Origin of the sequence: Stenotrophomonas sp. VV52 (assembly GCF_002893095.1) — a bacterium.
GTDB classification, from domain to species: domain Bacteria; phylum Pseudomonadota; class Gammaproteobacteria; order Xanthomonadales; family Xanthomonadaceae; genus Stenotrophomonas; species Stenotrophomonas aracearum.
On the sequence record NZ_PKQQ01000014.1, the window covers coordinates 1 to 19,190 of the forward strand.

Genomic DNA, 19,190 nt, shown 5'->3' on the forward strand with positions numbered 1-19,190 from the left:
TTTTCGTTTCCGTCAACACCTTCTTTCGAAGGATGTTGCCGCCGCTTTGGCTTGGTGTTCACCGGGGTGAAGACCGCGTCGCAGCGAGGGAGCGAATACTAAAGACTTCTGGAAATTCGTCAACCCTTTTCTGCAACTTTTCATCATTGCGTCATGCATGCGTGCGTCGGCGACATCGCAAAGCGCAGCACGCGCGTTGCGCGTGCTGCGCAGGACTGCCAACAATGCAGTTCCTGTGTGCTCATGGAAGCTGCGTGATGTCGGGTGTTGCAAAGCGTTCGTTGTGGCGTGATCTCTCGTTGCCTTCTGTAGTGGCTGGCTTCATTACGGTGCTGGTGGGCTTTGCCAGTTCTGCGGTGATCGTGTTCCAGGCCGCACAGGCAGTAGGTGCCACGCAGGCGCAGATTGCGTCGTGGATGTGGGCATTGGGCCTGGGCATGGGCGTGACCTGCATTGGTCTTTCGCTGCGCTATCGCGTGCCCGTGGTCACTGCGTGGTCCACGCCAGGCGCTGCGATGCTGGTAGTGGGTGCAGGCGCGGTGGGTTACAGCGATGCGATCGGTGCGTTCGTGCTTGCTGCGGTGCTTGGGATGCTCGCTGGCTTCTCCGGCGTGTTCGCCAAGGTGATGCGCCGCGTGCCGATGGCCTTGGCCGCAGGCATGCTGGCCGGTGTGCTGCTGCGCTTCGGGCTGGATGTGTTCGTTTCCATGGGTACCCAGCTGGGCATGGCGTTGGCGATGTTTGCCACGTGGCTTGCGGGGCGCCGACTGTTCCCGCGCTATGCGGTGATCGCCACACTGCTGGTGGGTGTAGCTGTCGCCGCCGCGCAGGGTCTTCTCCATGTAGAGGCGCTGCGGGTCGAGCTGGCGGTGCCGGTGTTCACCTGGCCCACGCTGTCGTGGCAAGCGGTGTTCGGCATTGCCCTGCCCCTGTTCGTGGTCACCATGGCCTCGCAGAACATTCCCGGGGTGGCGGTGATCCGCGCCTCCGGCTATGACACGCCGATCTCGCCGGTCATCGGCTGGATCGGGGTGGCCAATACAGTGCTGGCGCCCTTTGGCGCCTACGGGCTCAACCTGGCCGCGATCACGGCGGCGATCTGCATGGGGCGCGAGGCGCATGAGGATCCGGCGCGGCGCTACACCGCGGCGGTGGCGGCCGGCGCCTTCTATCTGGTGGTGGGCCTGTTTGGCGCGACGGTGGCGGCGGTGTTCGCCGCCTTCCCGAAGGAACTGGTGGCCTGCGTGGCCGGCATTGCCCTGTTCGGCACCATTGCCAACAGCCTGGCGACCGCCCTGCGCGAGGAAGCCGACCGCGAGGCGGCACTGGTGACCTTCCTGGTGACCGCCTCCGGGTTGTCGCTGGCCGGGATCGGGTCGGCGTTCTGGGGGCTGGTGGCCGGGGCGATCTGCCTGGTGGTGTTGCGGCCCCGTTCGGTGCGGTAGAACGCTGGCCTTCGGTCGGGTGTGCGTGGAGCCGGCCGGCGGCCGGCACTACCGGGCCGCGTTTCAGAGGGATTGAACGCTGAGCGTCTGCTTGAGGACGTGGCGGGCGCCGGGGGCGAGGGTCACCACGTCGGGGCCGGCGTTGGCGGCTTCCAGGCAGACGTAGTTCTTCCAGCCGGGGCCGACGTCGGCCATGCCGGCTGCGCCCTTTTCGCCGGGGTTCCAGGCCACCAGTGAGCGGCTGCCCTGGGTGGTGATCTCGATGCGGCGCTTGAGGCCCGGGTCCTTCAGGACGTAGCGGCCACCGGCCTGGGTGTAGATGCGGTCGCTGCGGCCGGGGTCGCGTGGGTCGTTGAGCGACCAGTCGCCCTTCTGGATACGCGGAGTGGCGTAGTCCTCGAACTTGTCCAGGTAGCTCAGGCCGTCCAGGCCGGACACGCTGACCTGCAGGGCGTCGCTGACCTTGAAGTAGTTGTGCAGGGCCTGGGTGAAGGTGACCGGGGTGGAACCGGTGTTCTCGGTGATCAGCTGTTGTTCCAGGGTGCGGCCGATGCGCACCTGCATGGTCAGGTGCAGGTCCAGGTTGTCCAGCGTCGGTGGAGCCAGGGTCAGCACCACGGTGCCATCCGCCTCGCGGCGTGCGTCCTTCAGCGTCCACGGCACGTTGCGCACGAATCCGTGCGACGGCACATCCTTGCCCTGCCCCTGGCGGCCGAAGTACGGCCAGCACACCGGGCTGCCGCCGCGGATCGGGGTCGGCAGCGCCTGCGCGGTGGGCGACAGCCACAGCAGGTCCTGCCCCCCCTTGGGAACGAACGACAGCAGCTGGCCGCCGAACACCGAGATCGCGGCGCTGGCCAGCGGGGTTTCCACCTTCCAGGCCGGGAAGCCCTGGAGGTCGATCAGGCTCAACCCCTCCAGCTTCGGCAGGGCGGCGCTGGGCGCGGCCGGCGACTGCACGTAGGCGGCGTGGTTGGGCGGCAGGGTGAACACGGTGCTGTCGGGCATGGCGGTAGTGGGTTTGGGCAAGGGGGGCGCGGTGCGCAGGGTGGTGAGGATGCGTTGGCCGGCACGGCCGTCGGGAGCGGGCCAGCCGAGCTGCTGTTGTTCGAGCTGGATGGCGCGCCGGGTGGCGGTGCCGACCATGCCGTCGGCGGCGCCGATGTCATGCCCACGGGCCAGCAGTAGGGTCTGCAGCTCGCGCCGTTCGGTACGGCCCAGGCCGGGGTCGTCGGTCGGCCAGGCGGTGACGGTGCCCGACCCGCCGCGCAGGCGGTCGGCCAGGGTGGCGATGGCCAGTGCGTAGCTTTCGGCGGCGTTATAGGCGTAGATCGCATCGTAGTTGCGGAACACCAGCCAGGCCGGGCCCTTGGCGCCGGTGGGCAGCAGCAGCGCGGCGTTGGCGTCTGCCGGCAGGCCTTCGGGGACCAGTGCACCACCGCCGATCGGGGTGATGCCCAGGCTGCGCCAATCGGCCAGCGGCTTGCGCTGGGTGCGCCCGGCCAGCTTGGCGTTGAAGCCTGGCGGCAGCGTGACCTCGATGCCCCACGGCTGGCCGGTGCGCCAGCCGGCCTTCATCAGGTAGTTGGCGGTGGAGGCCAGCGCGTCGGGGATGCTAGCGACCAGGTCACGGCGGCCATCGCCGTCGCCGTCCACCGCGATGCGGGCATAGGTGGAGGGCATGAACTGGGTATGCCCGAACGCTCCGGCCCACGAGCCGGTCAGGCCGTCCGCGCCCAGGTCACCGGCATCGAGCAGCTTGAGCAGGGCCAGCAGCTCGCCCCGGAAGAACGGTTGGCGGCGGCCGTTGCAGGACAGCGTGGCCAGCGACTGCAGCAGCGGACGCTTGCCGAATACGCGTCCGTAGTCGCTCTCCACGCCCCAGACCGCGACGATGGTGGCCGGATCGACGCCGTACTCGGCCGACACGCGGGCGAGCAGGTCGCGGTGCTGGACCAGCTGCGCGCGCCCGTCATCGACACGCTGGGTATCGACCAGCGCGGCGAGATAGTCCCACAGCGGGGTAGTGAATTCGGGTTGCGCGTCGAGCAGCGGCAATACGCTCAGGTCCGGGGTGAGACCCGCGGTGAACCGTGTGAAGCCGGCGGCACTGACGCCCTGCTTGATGGCCTGCGGCTGCAGCGCTGACAGGCAGCGGTCGAAGTCGTCCTGTGGCGCGGCCGCGAGCGGGCCGCTGGCCAGGCACAACGCGCCGAGCAATCCGACGGAGGTGAACCTCATTGGCGTGAATCCGTGCAGCCAAGTAGAACCGCATCATAGCGGCAAGCCACGCGGTCAGGCCCGTTGCAGCAGGCGCAATCCGAAGGCCGGCGAGGCGGCGTCCCACTGGGTGCGCACGCGCAGGCCTGCTTCGGCGACCAGGGCGGCGAACGAGGTGTCGGTGTACTTGTGGCTGTATTCCACGGTCATCGCCTCGCCTTTGGCGAAATCGAAGCTGCGCCCGGCCACGTGCACGCGCTGGGCGCGGGTGCTGACCAGTTCGGTTTCGATGCGCAGGCGCGGCACGCTGTAGCGGGCGCGGTGCTGGAAGCTGGCCAGGTCGAAGTCGCTGCCGATCTCACGGTTGAGCCGTTGCAGCAGGTTGAGGGTGAAGGCGGCAGTGACACCGGCGGCGTCGTTGTAGGCGGCCTCGATCAGCGCCGGGTCCTTGTGCAGGTCGATGCCGATCAGGGCCAGGCCGTTCGGACCCATGGTCTGGCGCATGGCGTCGAGCAGGGCGACCGCGTCGTCGTGGGCGAAATTGCCGAGCGTGGAGCCGGGGAAGAACAGCAACCGCCGCGCGGGTTCGTTCTGCGGCTCGGGCAGTTCCACCGGACGGGTGAAATCGGCGCAGACCGGCAGCATCTCGATGTCCGGCAGCGCTTCGGCCAGCCGCGCGACGCTGTCGAGCAGGGCCGCACGGGAGATTTCGATCGGCGTGTAGGCCACCGGCTCGACCAGCGCATGCAGCAGGTGTTCGGTCTTGCGCCCGCTGCCGCTGCCCAGTTCGACCACGTGCACGCGCGGGCCGACCGCGCGCGCGATCTCGCCGGACACGTCCTGCAGCAGCTGCAGCTCGGTGCGCGTGGGGTAGTACTCGGGCTGGCGGGTGATCTGCTCGAACAGCGCCGAGCCGCGCGCATCGTAGAAATATTTGGAGGGCAGCTGGCGGGGCTGCAGCGACAGGCCGTGCAGGATGTCGGCGGTAATCCGCGCGCGATCCGGTTGCAGGTCGGTCAACGCGTCGAGGGCATCACTGACAGTGCTCATGCGGCGTCCTTGGCCAGGCGCAGGCCGGCAAACTGCCAGCGCGCCGACGGTGCGAAGAAATTGCGGTAACTGGGGCGGATATGGTCGGCGGGCGTGGCGCAGCTGCCACCGCGCAGTACCCACTGGCCGCACATGAACTTGCCGTTGTACTCGCCGAGGTTGCCTTCGAAGGTGCGGAAGCCGGGGTAGGCGCCATAGGCGCTGCTGGTCCATTCCCAGACGTCGCCGAACAGCTGCTGGTGGCGACCGGCAGGGCGTTCGTGGGCAGGCGCGGACGGGTGCAGGCGGCCGTCGTCGGCGAAGTTGCCGGCAGTACCCTGCCCTGCGGCGGCCGCTTCCCATTCGAACTCGGTGGGCAGGCGCGCGCCGGCCCAGCGTGCGTAGGCGTCGGCTTCGAAGTAGCTGAGGTGGCAGACCGGCGCCTCCGGGTCGATCGCGCGCCAGCCGGCCAGGGTGAACTCGCGGGCGAGTGCGTCGTCCCAGTACAGCGGGTGCTGCCAGTGCTCCTGCTGGCACAGGCTCCAGCCTTCGCTCATCCAGAAGCCGGGCTCGCGGTAACCACCGGCTTCAACGAAGCGGCGGAACTCGGCGTTGCTGACCGGGCGCTGCGCCAGTGCGTGTGCCGGCACCAGCACGCGGTGCACCGGCGATTCGTTGTCGTAGGCGAATGCGGCGTTGGCCGGCCACGCCGGCGCGCCGATCTCGATGATCTGCTCGGGGCTGTGGATCCATTCCAGCGGCGCAGCGACACCCGGCCGACTGACCAGATCGTCGCGGTAGGCCGGCTGCAACGGGTTGCACCACAGCGCGTGCTTGATGTCGGTGAGCAGCAGTTCCTGGTGCTGCTGCTCGTGGTGCAGCCCCAGCTCCAGTTGCCGCAGTGCCTGCGGATCGAGTGCGTCGGCCTGCAGCAGTTCGATCACGCGCTGGTCGACCCGGCTGCGGAACTGCAGCACGTCCTCCAGCGAGGGCCGCGACAGCAGGCCACGCTGCGGCCGCGCATGCGCCGGGCCGATGCTCTGGTAGTAGCTGTTGAACAGGTAGTGCCAGTCGGCGTTGAACGGGGCGTACTCTGGCTGGGTGCCGAGCACGAAGCGTTCGAAGAACCAGGTGGTATGCGCCAGGTGCCACTTGGTGGGGCTGGCGTCGGGCATGCTCTGCACCATCGCGTCTTCGGCGCTGAGCGGTGCGGCCAAGGCGACGCTGCGGGCGCGCACCGTGGCGTAGCGGGCGGCCAGCGTGTCGGTGGCACGGGCGGCGGAGGGAGACGGGGCAGCAACAGCGTTCATCCGTCCGAGGATCGGTGAGCCCGGGTGAGCGCGGTGTCACGGCACGGGGTCTGCCGTGTGACCGGTTCACATTGAATGGGGGCTCAGGGCAAGGCGTCGAGGTAGCACCAGCGCCCCTCCAGCCGCACGAAGCGGCTGTGTTCCTGCATTTTGACCGCACTGCCGCCGCCGATACGGTACCGGGCGGTGAAGCGGACCTGGGCATGGTCCGGGTCGCCCTGCGTGTGCTCGTGGACGGTCAGCCCGAGCCAGCGCGTGCGCTGCCCGGCCGGTTCATCCAGCGAAAGACTCTCCGGACGCGTGTCGGGATGCCAGCTGGCCAGCAGGTACTGCGGCAACTGCTTCACGTACGCGCTGTAGCGCGACCGCATCAACGCCTCGGCGTCGGGCGCCGCCTCGCCGGCATGGAATCGGCCGCAGCAGGCGGCGTAGGGGTGCGGAAGGCCGCAGGGGCACGGATCGGAAAGGCTCATGCGGGCATTGTCGCCCGAGCGGGCGTATGCTGGCGCGCTTTCCGCCGTGATGTGCTGCCGTGTTCGAGCTGGTACCCCCTGAGTTGCTGTGGTTGGTGGCGATTGCCTTCATTGCCGGCCTGGTCGATGCCGCCGTGGGCGGGGGCGGACTGGTGCAGTTGCCGGGGCTGTTCACGGTGCTGCCGCAGCAGACGCCGGCCATGCTGTTTGGTACCAACAAGTTCAGTTCTATGTTCGGCACCGCCGCGGCGGCGTTCCGTTACGCGCGCAACGTGCGCTTCCCCTGGCGGCCGGTGCTGTTCGCGGCGGGCACGGCGTTCGTGTTTTCGTTCGCCGGTGCCACGGCGGTCAGCCTGCTGCCCAAGGACGCGGTGCGCCCGCTGGTGCTGGTGCTGCTGGTGGCGATGCTCGGCTACACGCTGTGGAAGAAGGACTTCGGTGCGCTGCACCGGCCGCGCGAGATCGGCCGCAAGGAACTCGCCATCGCGCTGGCGATTGGCGCGGTGATCGGCTTCTACGACGGGTTCTTCGGGCCAGGCACCGGCAGCTTCCTGATCTTCCTGTTCGTCCGCTTCTTCGGGCTGGACTTCCTGCGCGCCTCGGCGGCGTCGAAGGTGGTCAACCTGGCCACCAACGTGGCCGCGATCTCGTTCTTCGTGCCCACCGGCAACATCCTGTGGCTGTTCGCAATCCCGATGGCCGCGGCCAACATCACCGGTTCGGTGGTTGGCACGCGGCTGGCGCTGCGCGGCGGCACGCCGTTCATCCGCAAACTGTTCGTCGGCCTTGTGGTCGTGCTGATCGCACGGATGGGCTGGGATACGTTCGCGGGGTGAGGCTCAGGCCTCGACTTCTTCGGTCGCGGCGCGGGTCCGCTCCGGCAGCTTGAGCCGCTTGCCCTCTTCGTCGTACTCGATCAGCAGCACGCCGGAGTCGTGGCGGCCGCTGATTTCGACGAAGCAGGCGCCGCCGATGAACGGTTCGAGCGTCATCACCGACTTCAACGGCGTGGCGACGACCATCTGGAAACCGAAGTTTTCGAAGATGTTCATGGCCAACGCGGTGAACTCGTTGTCGGCCTTGTCGAAGGCTTCGTCGAGGACCACGGCCGCGTAGCTGGGCAGCTGGCTGTCGGCCCCGCCCAGCTGGTAGCGCAGCGCGGCGGCCAGGCAGGTGGTGGCCAGCTTCTGGCGCTGGCCACCGGACTTGCCGGCACCGCTGCGGTAGATTTCCACCTGCTGGCGGGTGGCGGCGTCCAGTTCGACGCCGATGAACTCGACATGCAGGCGCACGTCCAGCACGTTTTCGCGCCAGCGCTTGTCCTCGCCTTCCTGTGAGCCAAGACGCTTGACCAGCTCGCGCAGCACCGCGAACTGCGACTCTGCCACGTCGCGCTCTTCGGTCTGGTGGTGCGAAAGGACTTCGCGCAGCTGCTGGTGGAACTCCAGCACCTCGGGCAGGCGCCGGTCGCTGAGTTCGATGGTCAGCAGGGTGCCGCGGTTGAACGGCACCTGCTCCAGCGAGGCGTTGACCTCGTCCAGGCGCTGGCCGATCGATTTGCGCGCTTCGGCGCTGTGCCGCTGCAGGGCCAGCAGGTTGTTCTTGCTCTGGTTCTGCAGCAGGTCGAAGAAGCGTTCTTCGTGCTGCGGCAGGCCGTCGCGCTCAAGCCGCTGCAGGCGCGCGAGGAAATCGTCGGCCGACGCCACCGAAGCGGTGAAGTCACCGGACTCTTCCGGCCAGGCCTGGGCGAAGCGGCGGAAGCAGGCGACCAGCTGGGTCTCGACGCCGTGCACTTCGTGCTGCGAGGAGGCCAGGCTTTCGTTGATGCCCTTGCTGATCTCGCGCATGTACGCTTCCAGCGTCTCCAGGCCGAGCGTGCCATAGGCATCCAGGCGCTTCTGCAGCCCGGCTTCCTGGGTCGGGCCCAGCGCCGGCAGCACCAGGGCGCGGCTGTGCTGGCGCCGGGACTCGAGCTTGTCGCGTTCGCGGGTGAGTTCGCGCAGTTCCAGCCGGGTGTCTTCGTAGGTGCGGCGCGCCTGTTCGATGTCGGCGCGGTTGCGGTCGATCTGTGCGGCCAGGCGGGCCAGGTCGGCATTGCCTTCCTTGAGGTCGCGCAGGGACGACTCGATGTCCTGCAGGCGCTTGGTCGCGGTGGCGACGTCGACCTCTTCCCAGCCGACGTTGACCAGCTGGTTGCAGGCCAGGCGGCGGTCGTTGTCGAGGTCGCGCTGGCCACGCAGGCGCGCGACGTCCTGGTCGCAGTCGGCGATGCGCTGGGCCAGTTCCTGCGCTTCCCGACGGAACAGCGCGAGCTTCTCGGCGTTGTTGAAGCCCAGCAGCCAGCGGCGACGGTCGCCGATGGCGTTGCGGTCGTCCTTCTCGAAGCGGTCGCCGGGATGCTTGACCTGCCCTTCGCGCGAGATGCCGCGTTCGACATCGCGCAGCTGCTTGGCATCCACGCACTCGTAGTCGTAGCGCTTGCCGAGTTCGCGACGCAGCCACGGCTCGAACACGCTGTCGCGCAGCTCCAGCTTGTGCAGCAGCGAACGCGCGGACGGCTGGCGCGCCATGGCGTCGTCATTGCGACGCACGCGGTAGTAGGTGAGACGCATGCCCAGGTGGCTGCGGTTCACCCATGCGTTGACCTCGTTGTAATGCTTGTCCTCGACCAGCAGCGACTGCGCGAAGCCGAACAGCACGCGCTCGATGGCGCCCTGCCACGCGGCATCGTCCTGGCGCACCTGGATCAGCTCGCCGACGAACGGCAGCGCTGCTTCGGGTACGCCGGTCTCTTCGGAAATACGGCTGCGCAGCTTCTGCAGCGGCGCGGGGATGCTGGACGGGTTGCGCTCCATCGCGTCCATTTCGCCACGGACCTCGGCAAAGCGACGGGTATCGTCCTGCTTGCCGGCCTGGCGCTCGGCGATGGCGTCGTCCAGCGCGGCCGCGGCCTGCTGGCGGTTGTCGAGCTCGGCCTGGGCGCGCCCGATCAGGTGGGCGAAGCCATGGGCGTCGTCGGGCAGCGCTTCCTGCAGTCGTTCGGCGGCCTTGCCGACCTGGGCGCGCTTGGCCTGGCGGCGTTCGTGTTCGGACTGCGCGCGGCCCTGCTCGCGCTCCAGCTCCTCGATGCGCTCACCACCCTGCTGGCGGCGCTGCAGTTCCAGTTCGGCCAGGTGCTCTTCATGGTTGGCCAGGGCCTGGCGGCGCTGGGTCTCTTCGCCAAGCAGGCCACGGTGGCGGACGTCGATTTCCTGCAGGCGGGTTTCCAGCAGCTTCTGCAGGCGCGATTCGCGGAAGCTGTCCAGGCCAAGCTTCAGGGTCTCCTCGTCGGCCCGGCGCAGGTTCATCGCCTTCAGTTCGGCGTGCAGCGCGCGTGCCGGCAGCAGGGTTTCCACCTGCTGGCGGGCGGTGACCACCGACTTGTGCGCGCCGTCCAGTTCGGCGAAGTCGCTGACCAGGCGCTCGGACGCGTCGAAGGTGCGGGGCGTGTCGAGCATGAAGTCGCGCAGGAAGACGTTGAGGTCGCCCAGGTTCTTGGCCGACTGCGTCTTGTGCAGCAGGCGCAGCGCCATTTCATTGTCGATGCCGAGCAGGTGCCGGAAGCGTTCCGCATAGCCGGTAAAGCTGTCGAAATGGTGCACGTCGCCCAGGCGCTGCTTGAGCTTGCGCAGGTCCAGGTCGAAGCCGCCCAGGTCCTTGGCGATGTCGAACGGTCGCTCGGCGATCAGGTAGTGCTTGCGCACGTCGGCAGCGGCGGCACCGTTGCCGGCGATCCAGAACAGGCGCACCAGGCTGACCACGCGGCCGTCGCCGGCGCGGTACTCCAGCACCAGCGCGGTCCAGGTGGCGCCCTTGCGCAGGTACTGGGTGGCGATTTCGCCGGTGCCCCGGTCCTGCTGGTCGGCCCAGGCGCCACGTACGTAGGAGACGAGATTGCGGTCGCGACCACTGCGCTCGGCTTCGCGCGCGGCGGCGTTGAAGTCGACGATGGACGGCGGCACCAGCATGGCCGACATGGCATCGAGCAGGGTCGACTTGCCCGAGCCGGAACGGCCCACGAACAGGAAGCCGCGCTCGGCGATCGGCACTTCGGTCAGGCCGTTGAACGTGCCCCAGTTGTGCACCTGCAGGCGGCGCATGCGGAACTGCTGCAGCCGCGGATCGGGCAGGCCTTCGGTGAACAGGGCGGGCGTGTGCTTGGAAATGGCCATGCGTAGGGGGTCGTTCCGTTCAGGCGTTGGCGGCCGGGGTCTCGCGCAGCTGTCGGTACACCGACGACAGCGCGGACACGTCTTCGGCGGAGAACAGCAGCTTCAAGGCCGGCGACACTTCATGCCGGTCTTCCTGGCCGGCCAGCCGGGTCAGGATGTGGTTCTCTTTCATTTTCTGCACCGCCGACGCCACGCGGCGGTTGAAGCCGGCGCGGTCGGTGGACAGGTTCTTCTCGTAGATGGCCAGCGCTTCGGCCATCTCGGTGTCGGCCACCACCGCGCGGTTGCCGCGCGCATCGGCCTCGGCCAGCTGCTGTCGGAGGTACAGCAGCAGCACCGAGTCGATGAAGGTCAGCGGCGAACTGCGCAGCAGCACCGGCGCTTCGATGTCTTCGGTGTCGGCCTGGCGGGTGAACGCCACGCCGCTGTCGCGGTCCAGCACCAGTTCCAGGAACAGGTCCGACAGCGCCGAGCGGATCGCCGGCTCGTTGCGGATCAGCGCCGGCCACAGCTTGGCGTGGCGCAGCTGGTCGATGCTGGGGCCGATCAGCAGCTGGCACAGCGCGCGCCGTCCGTCGAGCGGCAGCCGGCCGGTGTCGCCCATGTAGAACACATCGCTGTTGCGCTTGGGCAGCGGGGTGACCACCACCGGTTCGGCGTCGTACTCGTCGCCTGCGCCGTCTACCGGCGCGGCGCCGTTGGATTCTTCATGCCAGTTCATGGCGTTTCTCCTGGGTGAACCACACCAGCGGGATGCGGGCGCGTCGCCATTGCCCGTCGTTGCCGCGCCAGTGGGCAAGTTCCTGTTCGCCGTCGACGATGACGCCGTGGCGGGTGCCCAGCGACAGGTAGCCGATGACGCTGCCCAGGCCCTGCGGCGCGTCGCGCTGCGAAAGGGCCTGGGCGATGCTCAGTTTCGGCTGGATGGCCAGCAGCTCGTGCAGGTCGCGGCGCAGGGTGCGGAAGTCGATTTCCGACGACGCGACCAGGTCGCCGACGCTTTCCAGGCTGATGCTGGCCGCGTCGTTGCGCAGCACGCTGCCGTCGACATGCGCGCTGCGCGGGTCGTGCAGCTTCCACTGCGACCAGGAGCGCAGGCGGCTGGTGGTGAGCTGCAGGTCGCGGCCGATCGGGCGCTGGGCGCTGAAGTCGTCGCGCAGGGCCAGCGCTTCGGACTGGGCCTGCTTGAGCAGCTGGTTGAGCCGGCGCTGCTCCAGGTAACCGCGGCTCTGCACGAAGCCGCGCAGGCTGCGCGCGAAGTGCTGCAGCACGTCGTGGACCTGGCCGCCCCGGTCGAGCATGGTGCCGGTGAAGCCGCGCAGGAAGGCGCGTTCGTTGCGGTCCAGCTTGCGGGCGAAGCCGCGCGCCAGAACGGTTTCCAGCGCGGCGTCGAGCTGCGCGCTCTGTTCGGCGTCGTTGAGCAGCCGCCAGAACGCCTGGAAGCTGCGCCCGGCGTCGCTGTCGCCGATCACGTCGACGCCTTCAAACAGGCGCGAGAGCACGTCGCCGCGCTCGCTTTCGTCGTCGATGATGCGTTCGCGGAACTCGCGGTTGAGGCGCTCGAAGTCGTCGCGGACGCGGCGGAAATCTTCGGTGAGGTCATCGGCCAGGCCGATGATCTGCCGCGCCCGTTCCAGCGCGCGCTTGCCATCCAGCGTAGTCACGCGGCCCGCGCCGACCCGGGCGATCTCGGCGTCGATGCGGTCGCGCTCGTCGCGCAGCGCCGACAGCCGTGCGTCCGGGTCGGACTCGGTCTGCGCGGCCAGCTGCGAGAGCTGTTCGATCACCAGCGCCAGCCGGCTTTCGGTGGCGGCCACGCGGCTCTGCTCCAGGCTGTCGGCGAAGCGGATCGCCTGCAGGGCCTGGGTGGAGAGCTCGTACTGTTCCTGGTCGGCGCCATCGGGCAGGCGCCGCTCCAGCCAGCCCTGCGCCAGCCAATGGGCGATGTAGGCCTGGGCGGTACGCGGCAGCTCGCGCGACAGTTCGTCGCCGTTGAGCTGGTCCAGCGCCCGCTGCAGGCGTTCGTGCAGCACCGCCGAGGCCAGGGTGCGCTCGCCGTCCATCAGCAGGCTCTGCAGCAGGCCGATGATCTCCGGGGCGTTGGCCGCCGCCAGCAGCTTCCACTGGGGCTGCTCGCGCAGGGTGCGGTAGCGTGTAATCCGTTCGCGGTGCTTCATGTAGTGGGGACGATCAGCGCTTGCCGCCCACTTCGATGAAACGCAGGAATTCGGCGCGGGTACGCGCGTCCTCGCGGAAGCTGCCGAGCATCTTGGAGGTGACCATGCTGACCCCGCGCTTGTGGATGCCGCGGGTGGTCATGCACTCGTGCGCACCTTCCACCACCACGCCCACGCCGATCGGCTGCAGCACGTCCTGGATGCACTGCGCGATCTGCGCGGTCATCTTTTCCTGGACCTGGAAGCGGCGCGCGTAGGCTTCGACCACGCGGGCCAGCTTGCTGATGCCCACCACCTTGCCGGCCGGCAGGTAGCCGACGTGCACGCGGCCGATGATCGGCGCCATGTGGTGTTCGCAGTGGCTTTCGTACTCGATGTCGCGCAGCACGATCAGTTCGTCGTAGCCGGCCACTTCCTCGAAGGTGCGCTCCATGTAGGCGCGCGGGTCGTCGCGGTAGCCGCTGAACCAGTCGCCATACGCTTCGGCCACGCGCCGCGGGGTATCCAGCAGGCCTTCACGGGTGGGATCTTCACCGGCCCAGCGCAGCAGGGTGCGCACGGCCGATTCAGCTTCGGCCTGGGTTACGGGGGTCGCGTCGTTGTCTTTCTGGCTCATGGCATACAGCACCCGAAGGGGGCGAGCATCGTACCCGACGGAGCCCTTGGCCGTCCCCCGCCCCGTTGGGCTGGGGTTGGGCCAGGGGTATTGATAGGATCGTAATTAGTAGTATCCTATCTATCTGCCATGAAACGCTCACTCGACGAACGCACCCAGCTGCAGATGCAGCTCAGCTCCGGCCTGCTCCACTCAGGGCGGCAATGGCAGCGCCTGGCCGACCAGGCGCTGGGCAGCTATGGCATCTCCGCCGCCTGCACCATGCCGCTGCTGATGATCGGCCGCGCCGGCGGTGGTATCCGCCAGGTCACCCTGGCCCAGCAGCTGGGCATGGAAGGCCCGTCGCTGGTGCGCCTGCTGGACAAGCTGTCGGCCAGCGACCTGGTCCGCCGCGAGAGCGACGCCAGCGACCGCCGCGCCAACCTGCTGTGGCTGACCGACAAGGGCGAGGCCCTGGTCAGCGAACTGGAGCAGCAGCTGATCGGCCTGCGCCAGGACGTCTTCGGCGAACTGAGTACCGAAGAGCTGCGCACCGTGCTGAAGCTGTGGAAGCTGCTGGCCGATGCGTCCGACCGCGTGACGTAAGCCTGCCCTGCCGTGTTTCCCGGTGTCGCCCGGCGACGCCGTGGCGTTTCCCTTTCCGCTCCCCTGCGAAGTTCCTGCCCCGATGTACGGTGAATTCAGTCTCTACGGTGTGTTCGTCCCGACCCTGCTCGGGCTGATGCTGCTGGCGTACCTGCTCAAGAGCGGGCTGCGCGTGGTCCTGCAGCGCACCGGCGCCTACCGCCACATCTGGCACCCCGCCCTGTTCAACCTGGCCGTGTACGTGATCGTGCTCGGCGGGTTGTTTTCCCTGATGCGTTGGATGCAATCGTGAACAAGATCCTCAAGCACACCGTCCCGGTCGTCCTGACCGGGGTTGCCGTCATTGCCGCACTGCTGGTGCTGCGCCACCTGTGGTCGTACTACATGGACGAGCCGTGGACCCGCGACGCGCATGTCAGCGCCGACGTGGTCCAGGTAGCACCGGACGTGTCCGGACTGGTCGAAGCGGTCAACGTGGCCGACAACCAGCCGGTGAAGCGCGGCGAGGTGCTGTTCGTGGTCGACCGCGCGCGCTACCAGATCGCACTGGAGCAGGCCCGGGCAACGCTGGGCGAGCGCAACGCCACGCTGCAGCAGCTGCGCCGCGAGATCGCGCGCGACCGCAGTCTGCAGGACCTGGTGGCCGCCGAGGATGCCGAAGTGCGCCGCGCCAAGCTGCAGGCCGCACAGGCCGCTGCCGCCACCGCGCAGGCGGCGGTGGACCTTGCGAAGCTCAACCTGGCCCGCACCGAAGTGCGCAGCCCCAGCGACGGCCACGTCAACGACCGCACCGTGCGTGCCGGCGACTACGTCACCGCCGGTCACCCCGTGATGGCGGTGCTGGATACCGGTTCGTTCCGGGTCGATGGCTACTTCGAGGAAACCCGCCTGCGCGGCGTGCATGCCGGGCAGAAGGTCGACATCCGCCTGATGGGCGAGGCGCAGCCGCTGCAGGGCCACGTGCAGAGCATTGCCGCCGGTATCGAGGACCGTTACCGCAGCGAGGGCTCCAGCCTGCTGCCGAACGTGACCCCGGCCTTCGACTGGGTGCGGCTGGCGCAGCGCATCCCGGTGCGCATCCATATCGACAGCGTGCCCGAGGGCGTGAACCTGATTGCCGGGCGCACCGCCACCGTCACCATCGAGCCGGACACCGCCCCGGCCACGCCGGCGCACCCGGCACGGGCGGCGCTGTGAGCCGCCCGGCCCTGCACCGCATCGGCCTGGCGCTGGCCCTGACCAGCCTGGCTGCGTGCCGCACGGTCGGGCCCGATTACGCGGTGCCGGCCGGCGCCGCCTTCCAGCGCCCGGACGCCAACGCCGCCTTCATCGACACCGGCAATGCCCAGGTGGCCCCCGGCGCCGAGCTGCCGGCGCGCTGGTGGGAGCTGTACCAGGACGCCACCCTTAACGGGCTGGTCGAGCAGGCGCTGCGCGACAACGTGGAACTCAAGGTCGCCGACGCCAACCTGCGTCGTGCCGCCGCCGTGTACGAGCAGGCGCTGGATGCCGGTGGCTTCGAGTACGAAGCCGAGGCCGGGGTCAGCCGCGCGCAGCTGTCGGCCGAATCGTTCCTGCTCGAACACGAACTCCCGCCGATCAACCTGGCCGACGGCAGGTTCGCCGTGTCCTACCAGTTCGACCTGTTCGGCAAGCTCAAGCGCGCCTCCGAGGCGGCGCGTGCCGACGAGCAGGCCACCGCAGCGGCGATGGACCTGGCCCGGGTGTCGCTGGTGGCCCAGGTGGCCGGCAGCTACGTGGAGATCTGCCACGCCAACCACGAGCTGCACGTGGCCGAGCATTCGCTGCAGCTGCAGCAGCGCAGCCGCGAAGTAACCCAGCGGCTGATCGATGCCGGGCGCGGCACGCCGCCGGAGCTGGCCCGTGCCAACGCGCAGGTGGCGATGCTGGAAGCGGCGCTGCCGCCATTGCGCGCGCAGCGCCAGGCGTCCGAGTACCAGCTGGCGGCCCTGCTCGGGCAGACCCCGGGGCAGATTCCCGCTGGCGTGAGCGACTGCAGCGCGGCGCCGACCCTGGCCCGGCCGCTGCCGGTGGGCGATGGCCGTGCACTGCTGCAGCGCCGCCCCGACATCCGCCAGGCCGAACGCCGATTGGCTGCCGCCACCGCGCGGATCGGCGTGGCCACTGCCGCGCTGTATCCGGACATCCGACTGGGCGCCTCGCTGGGCGCGGCCGGCCTGCTGGCCGACTTCGGCGAACCGCTGACCCAGCAGTGGTCGATCGGTCCACTGATCTCGTGGACGCTGCCATCCTCGGGCACCCACGCGCGCATCCACGCCACCGAAGCCGGTGCGGACGCGGCGCTGGCCGAGTTCGACCACAGCGTGCTGCAGGCGCTGCGCGAAACCCAGACCGCGCTCAGCCGCTATGCGCACGACCTGCAGCGCGTACAGTCGCTGCAGCAGGCGCAGGGCCAGGCCGCGCTGGCTGCCGAGCAGAACCGGCGGCTCTACCAGGGTGGGCGCACGCCCTACCTGGCCAGCCTGGACGCCGACCGCACCCTGGTCAGCGCCGACGCCACGTTGGCGCAGGCGCAGGCGCAGGTCTCGCGCGACCAGATCCAGCTGTTCCTGGTCCTCGGCGGCGGTTGGAATGTCGACAAGAACTAACCCCATGCTGCTGCTGGACCGCCAGGCGTGGCTGTTTTCGGTCAAGACCTTCCTGGCCGCGCTGGCGGCGCTGTACATCGGGCTGGCCGGCAACCTGTCGCGCCCTTACTGGGCGATGGCCACCGTCTACATCGTGACCCAGCCGATGCTGGGCCCGACCCGGGCCAAGGGCGTGTACCGCATCGTCGGCACGTTGATCGCCGGCGCAGCCACGCTGTGGATGTTGCCGCACCTGGTGGAGACCCCGCTGCTGTTGAGCGCGGCGATGTCGCTGTGGCTGTCGGCCTGCCTGTTCATCGCCCTGCTCAACCGCGGTCCGCGCGGCTATGCGTTCCTGCTGGCCGGCTACACCACCGCGTTCATCGGCTTCCCGGCGGTGACTTCGCCGGACACCATCTTCGACACGGTGGTGGCGCGCAGCGAAGAGATCATCCTGGGCACGGTGGTGGCGGTGCTGTTCGCCTCGCTGTTCTTTCCGAGCTCGGCGCGACCCATGCTGCGCGCACGGATCGGCAGCTGGATGGGCGATGCGGCGCAGTGGTGCCGGCAGATCCTGCTGCGCGGCCAGGCGCACGGGCCGCGTAACCGGCTGGCCGCCGACCTGGTCCAGTTCGAGGCGTTGATCGAGTTCCTGCGCCGCGATGACCCGCGCCATGCGGGGTCTGCGGTATCGATGGAACGCCTGCGCGAACGCATGCTGCTGATGCTGCCGGTGCTGTCCTCGATTGCCGACCGGCTGGGTGCGCTGCGTGCCGGTGGCCGCGCGCTGCCGCCGGGGCTGGAGCCGCTGGTGCAGGACATCGCGCAGTGGCTGGAACACCCGGGCCGCGCCAGCAGCGCCGAGCATGACGCGCTGCGCGCGCGCATCCTGGCACTGAAGCCGGCGGTGGACGGTGAACTGGACCACCTGTTGCTGGTGACCCTGCTGCTGCGGCTGGAGGAGCTGGTGGACCTGTGGCAGGACTGCGCGACCCTGCAGGACGCCATCGAACACGGCAGCGCCCCGCGCGATACCGCCCACTACCGGGTGCGCGCCGAGCGCATCGGCGATGCGCGCCACGTGGACTACGGCATGGCGCTGTTCTCGGCGGCCAGTGCCGGCGTGGCGCTGATGACCTACTGCGCGCTGTGGATCGGGCTGGGCTGGGAAGGCGGTGGCAACGGCGCGATGATGGCGGCGGTGGCCGCTGCGTTCTTCGCCGCGCAGGACGACCCGGCGCCGAGCATGCTGCAGTTCCTGCTGTGGGCGATCGTGGCCAGCGGCGTGGCAGCGGTGTACCTGTTCGGGGTGTTCCCGGCGGTGCACGACTTCGGCAGCCTGGCGCTGGTGCTGGCGGTGATCTTCCTGCCACTGGGGCTGCTGCTGCACCGGCCGAAGACCGCGCTGATCGGGCTGCCGCTGACGGTGAACCTGGTGGCGCTGCTGAATGTGCAGAATACCTACAACGCCAACATCCAGAGCTTCATCAATTCGTCGGTGGCGATGTTCATCGGGATCGGATTTGCGGTGGTGATGACCCGGGTGTTCCGCTCGGTGGGGGCCGAATGGACCGCGCGCCGCCTGGTCCGCCAGGGCTGGGTGACCCTGGCCGAGGCCGCCGAAGGCCATGGCCAGCAGGATCGCCAGCGGTTCGCCGCGCGCATGCTGGACCTGCTGGGCGTGCTGGCCCCGCGCCTGGCCGCTACACCCGAAGGAAGCGACATCGCCTCGGTGGACATGCTGACCGAGGCGCGCATCGGCCTGAACATCCTGCAGCTGCGCCGCGCCCGGCACGGCCTGCCGGCGGCCAGCATGCAGGCCATCGAAACCATCCTGGACGACGTGGCCGCGCACTATCGGGCCCAGGTGGCGCAACGCCGGCCGCTGCCCGCCCCGCCGGCGTTGCAGGCCCGGCTGGAGGCGTCGCTGCAGCGGGTGCAGACCGTGGAGGCCGGCAAGGCCCGCGATGAGGCCCTGATGGGTGTGCTGGGGCTGCGCTATGCGCTGTTCCCCGAGCAGCTGGCGGTCACACAGGGCGGAGTATCCTGACGCCCTGCATTCCTGCATGGCACAAGGTGAAACTTCGATGAGTTATGACGTGATGGTGTTCGACCCGGCCGTGGCGCCGCGCGAAGTCGAAGCGTTCCTGCAGTGGTACGACGCACAGACCGAGTGGAACGAGAAGCACGAGTACGACGACGCGGCCGTCTCGGTGGCGGCGCTGCAGGCGTTCTTCGCCGAGCTGGCCGAAGACTTCCCGCCGATGGACGGTCCGCTCTCGGACGACGAGGATGATCGCCCGCAGGTAACCGACTACAGCATCGGCACCCATGTGATCTACGCCTCGTTCGACGACGAAGTGGCTGAAGATGCGCACGGCCAGGTGCAGATCCTGGCCAACAAGCACCAGGTGGGCTTCTTCGACGTCAGCGGCGACGGTGCGATCGTGTACCCGGACGGCACCGTGCTGGTTCCCGGGGAAGTGGAAGAAGGCGACGAGGACGCCTGACCCAA

The 19,190-nt window shown here is 68.9% G+C and carries 16 protein-coding genes; 8 read left to right on the forward strand and 8 right to left on the reverse strand.

All coding sequences use genetic code 11. The features are described 5' to 3' along the window. Positions 1–257 precede the first annotated feature (257 nt). A complete protein-coding gene (locus C2U58_RS17770; RefSeq protein ID WP_102947074.1) occupies positions 258–1,445 on the forward strand; it encodes a benzoate/H(+) symporter BenE family transporter in 1,188 nt (395 codons plus the stop codon). 63 nt (positions 1,446–1,508) lie between these two features. On the opposite strand, the gene C2U58_RS17775 is transcribed toward C2U58_RS17770, so the two are convergent. From C2U58_RS17775 to C2U58_RS17790, 4 genes are all read right to left on the reverse strand, one after another. Continuing rightward, positions 1,509–3,686 carry a lytic murein transglycosylase gene (locus tag C2U58_RS17775; RefSeq protein ID WP_102947075.1) on the reverse strand — a complete coding sequence of 726 codons (2,178 nt, stop codon included), beginning with the start codon at positions 3,684–3,686 and terminating at the stop codon, positions 1,509–1,511. A gap of 54 nt (positions 3,687–3,740) precedes the next feature. After that, positions 3,741–4,715 (reverse strand): L-histidine N(alpha)-methyltransferase, encoded by a 975-nt coding sequence (egtD, locus tag C2U58_RS17780; protein ID WP_102947076.1) that lies wholly within the window; start codon positions 4,713–4,715, stop codon positions 3,741–3,743. After that, positions 4,712–6,004 carry an ergothioneine biosynthesis protein EgtB gene (gene egtB, locus C2U58_RS17785; RefSeq protein ID WP_102947077.1) on the reverse strand — a complete coding sequence of 431 codons (1,293 nt, stop codon included), beginning with the start codon at positions 6,002–6,004 and terminating at the stop codon, positions 4,712–4,714. The genes egtD and egtB overlap by 4 nt, the downstream gene beginning before the upstream one ends. Before the next feature lie 83 nt (positions 6,005–6,087). Beyond that, positions 6,088–6,477 (reverse strand): YchJ family metal-binding protein, encoded by a 390-nt coding sequence (locus C2U58_RS17790; RefSeq protein WP_102947078.1) that lies wholly within the window; start codon positions 6,475–6,477, stop codon positions 6,088–6,090. 59 nt (positions 6,478–6,536) lie between these two features. On the opposite strand from C2U58_RS17790, the gene C2U58_RS17795 reads away from it, so the two are divergent. Continuing rightward, the gene (locus C2U58_RS17795; RefSeq protein ID WP_102947079.1) at positions 6,537–7,313 is read left to right on the forward strand and encodes a TSUP family transporter; all 777 of its coding nucleotides are present in this window, start codon (positions 6,537–6,539) and stop codon (positions 7,311–7,313) included. A gap of 3 nt (positions 7,314–7,316) precedes the next feature. Here the strand turns inward: C2U58_RS17795 and C2U58_RS17800 are convergent, their stop codons facing one another. Genes C2U58_RS17800 through folE form a run of 4 tightly spaced genes read right to left on the reverse strand, consistent with a single transcriptional unit; the run spans position 7,317 to position 13,481 of the window. Further along, the gene (locus tag C2U58_RS17800; protein ID WP_102947080.1) at positions 7,317–10,688 is read right to left on the reverse strand and encodes an SbcC/MukB-like Walker B domain-containing protein; all 3,372 of its coding nucleotides are present in this window, start codon (positions 10,686–10,688) and stop codon (positions 7,317–7,319) included. 19 nt (positions 10,689–10,707) lie between these two features. Continuing rightward, a complete protein-coding gene (locus tag C2U58_RS17805; RefSeq protein WP_070208313.1) occupies positions 10,708–11,409 on the reverse strand; it encodes a DUF4194 domain-containing protein in 702 nt (233 codons plus the stop codon). Then, complete coding sequence (locus C2U58_RS17810; protein ID WP_102947081.1) at positions 11,396–12,865, reverse strand: DUF3375 domain-containing protein; 1,470 nt, start codon at positions 12,863–12,865, stop codon at positions 11,396–11,398. Before C2U58_RS17810 ends, C2U58_RS17805 begins: the two co-directional genes overlap by 14 nt. 13 nt (positions 12,866–12,878) lie before the next feature. Continuing rightward, complete coding sequence (folE, locus tag C2U58_RS17815) at positions 12,879–13,481, reverse strand: GTP cyclohydrolase I FolE (RefSeq protein ID WP_102947124.1); 603 nt, start codon at positions 13,479–13,481, stop codon at positions 12,879–12,881. Between the two features lie 129 nt (positions 13,482–13,610). Here folE and C2U58_RS17820 point away from each other — a divergent pair, with 129 nt between their 5' ends. From C2U58_RS17820 to C2U58_RS17845, 6 genes are all read left to right on the forward strand, one after another. After that, the gene (locus C2U58_RS17820) at positions 13,611–14,066 is read left to right on the forward strand and encodes a MarR family transcriptional regulator (RefSeq protein ID WP_102947082.1); all 456 of its coding nucleotides are present in this window, start codon (positions 13,611–13,613) and stop codon (positions 14,064–14,066) included. Positions 14,067–14,148: 82 nt separating this feature from the next. Further along, positions 14,149–14,358 carry a DUF1656 domain-containing protein gene (locus C2U58_RS17825; RefSeq protein WP_019183984.1) on the forward strand — a complete coding sequence of 70 codons (210 nt, stop codon included), beginning with the start codon at positions 14,149–14,151 and terminating at the stop codon, positions 14,356–14,358. After that, positions 14,355–15,263 carry an HlyD family secretion protein gene (locus C2U58_RS17830; RefSeq protein ID WP_172448188.1) on the forward strand — a complete coding sequence of 303 codons (909 nt, stop codon included), beginning with the start codon at positions 14,355–14,357 and terminating at the stop codon, positions 15,261–15,263. The genes C2U58_RS17825 and C2U58_RS17830 overlap by 4 nt, the downstream gene beginning before the upstream one ends. Beyond that, entirely contained in the window at positions 15,260–16,696 is a 1,437-nt protein-coding gene (locus tag C2U58_RS17835; protein WP_102947084.1) for an efflux transporter outer membrane subunit, read from the forward strand. The genes C2U58_RS17830 and C2U58_RS17835 overlap by 4 nt, the downstream gene beginning before the upstream one ends. A 4-nt stretch (positions 16,697–16,700) precedes the next feature. Beyond that, positions 16,701–18,725: an FUSC family protein gene (locus C2U58_RS17840; RefSeq protein WP_102947085.1), complete on the forward strand. Its 2,025-nt coding sequence runs from the start codon at positions 16,701–16,703 to the stop codon at positions 18,723–18,725. Between the two features lie 37 nt (positions 18,726–18,762). Next, the gene (locus C2U58_RS17845) at positions 18,763–19,185 is read left to right on the forward strand and encodes a hypothetical protein (RefSeq protein WP_102947086.1); all 423 of its coding nucleotides are present in this window, start codon (positions 18,763–18,765) and stop codon (positions 19,183–19,185) included. Positions 19,186–19,190: the final 5 nt, after the last annotated feature.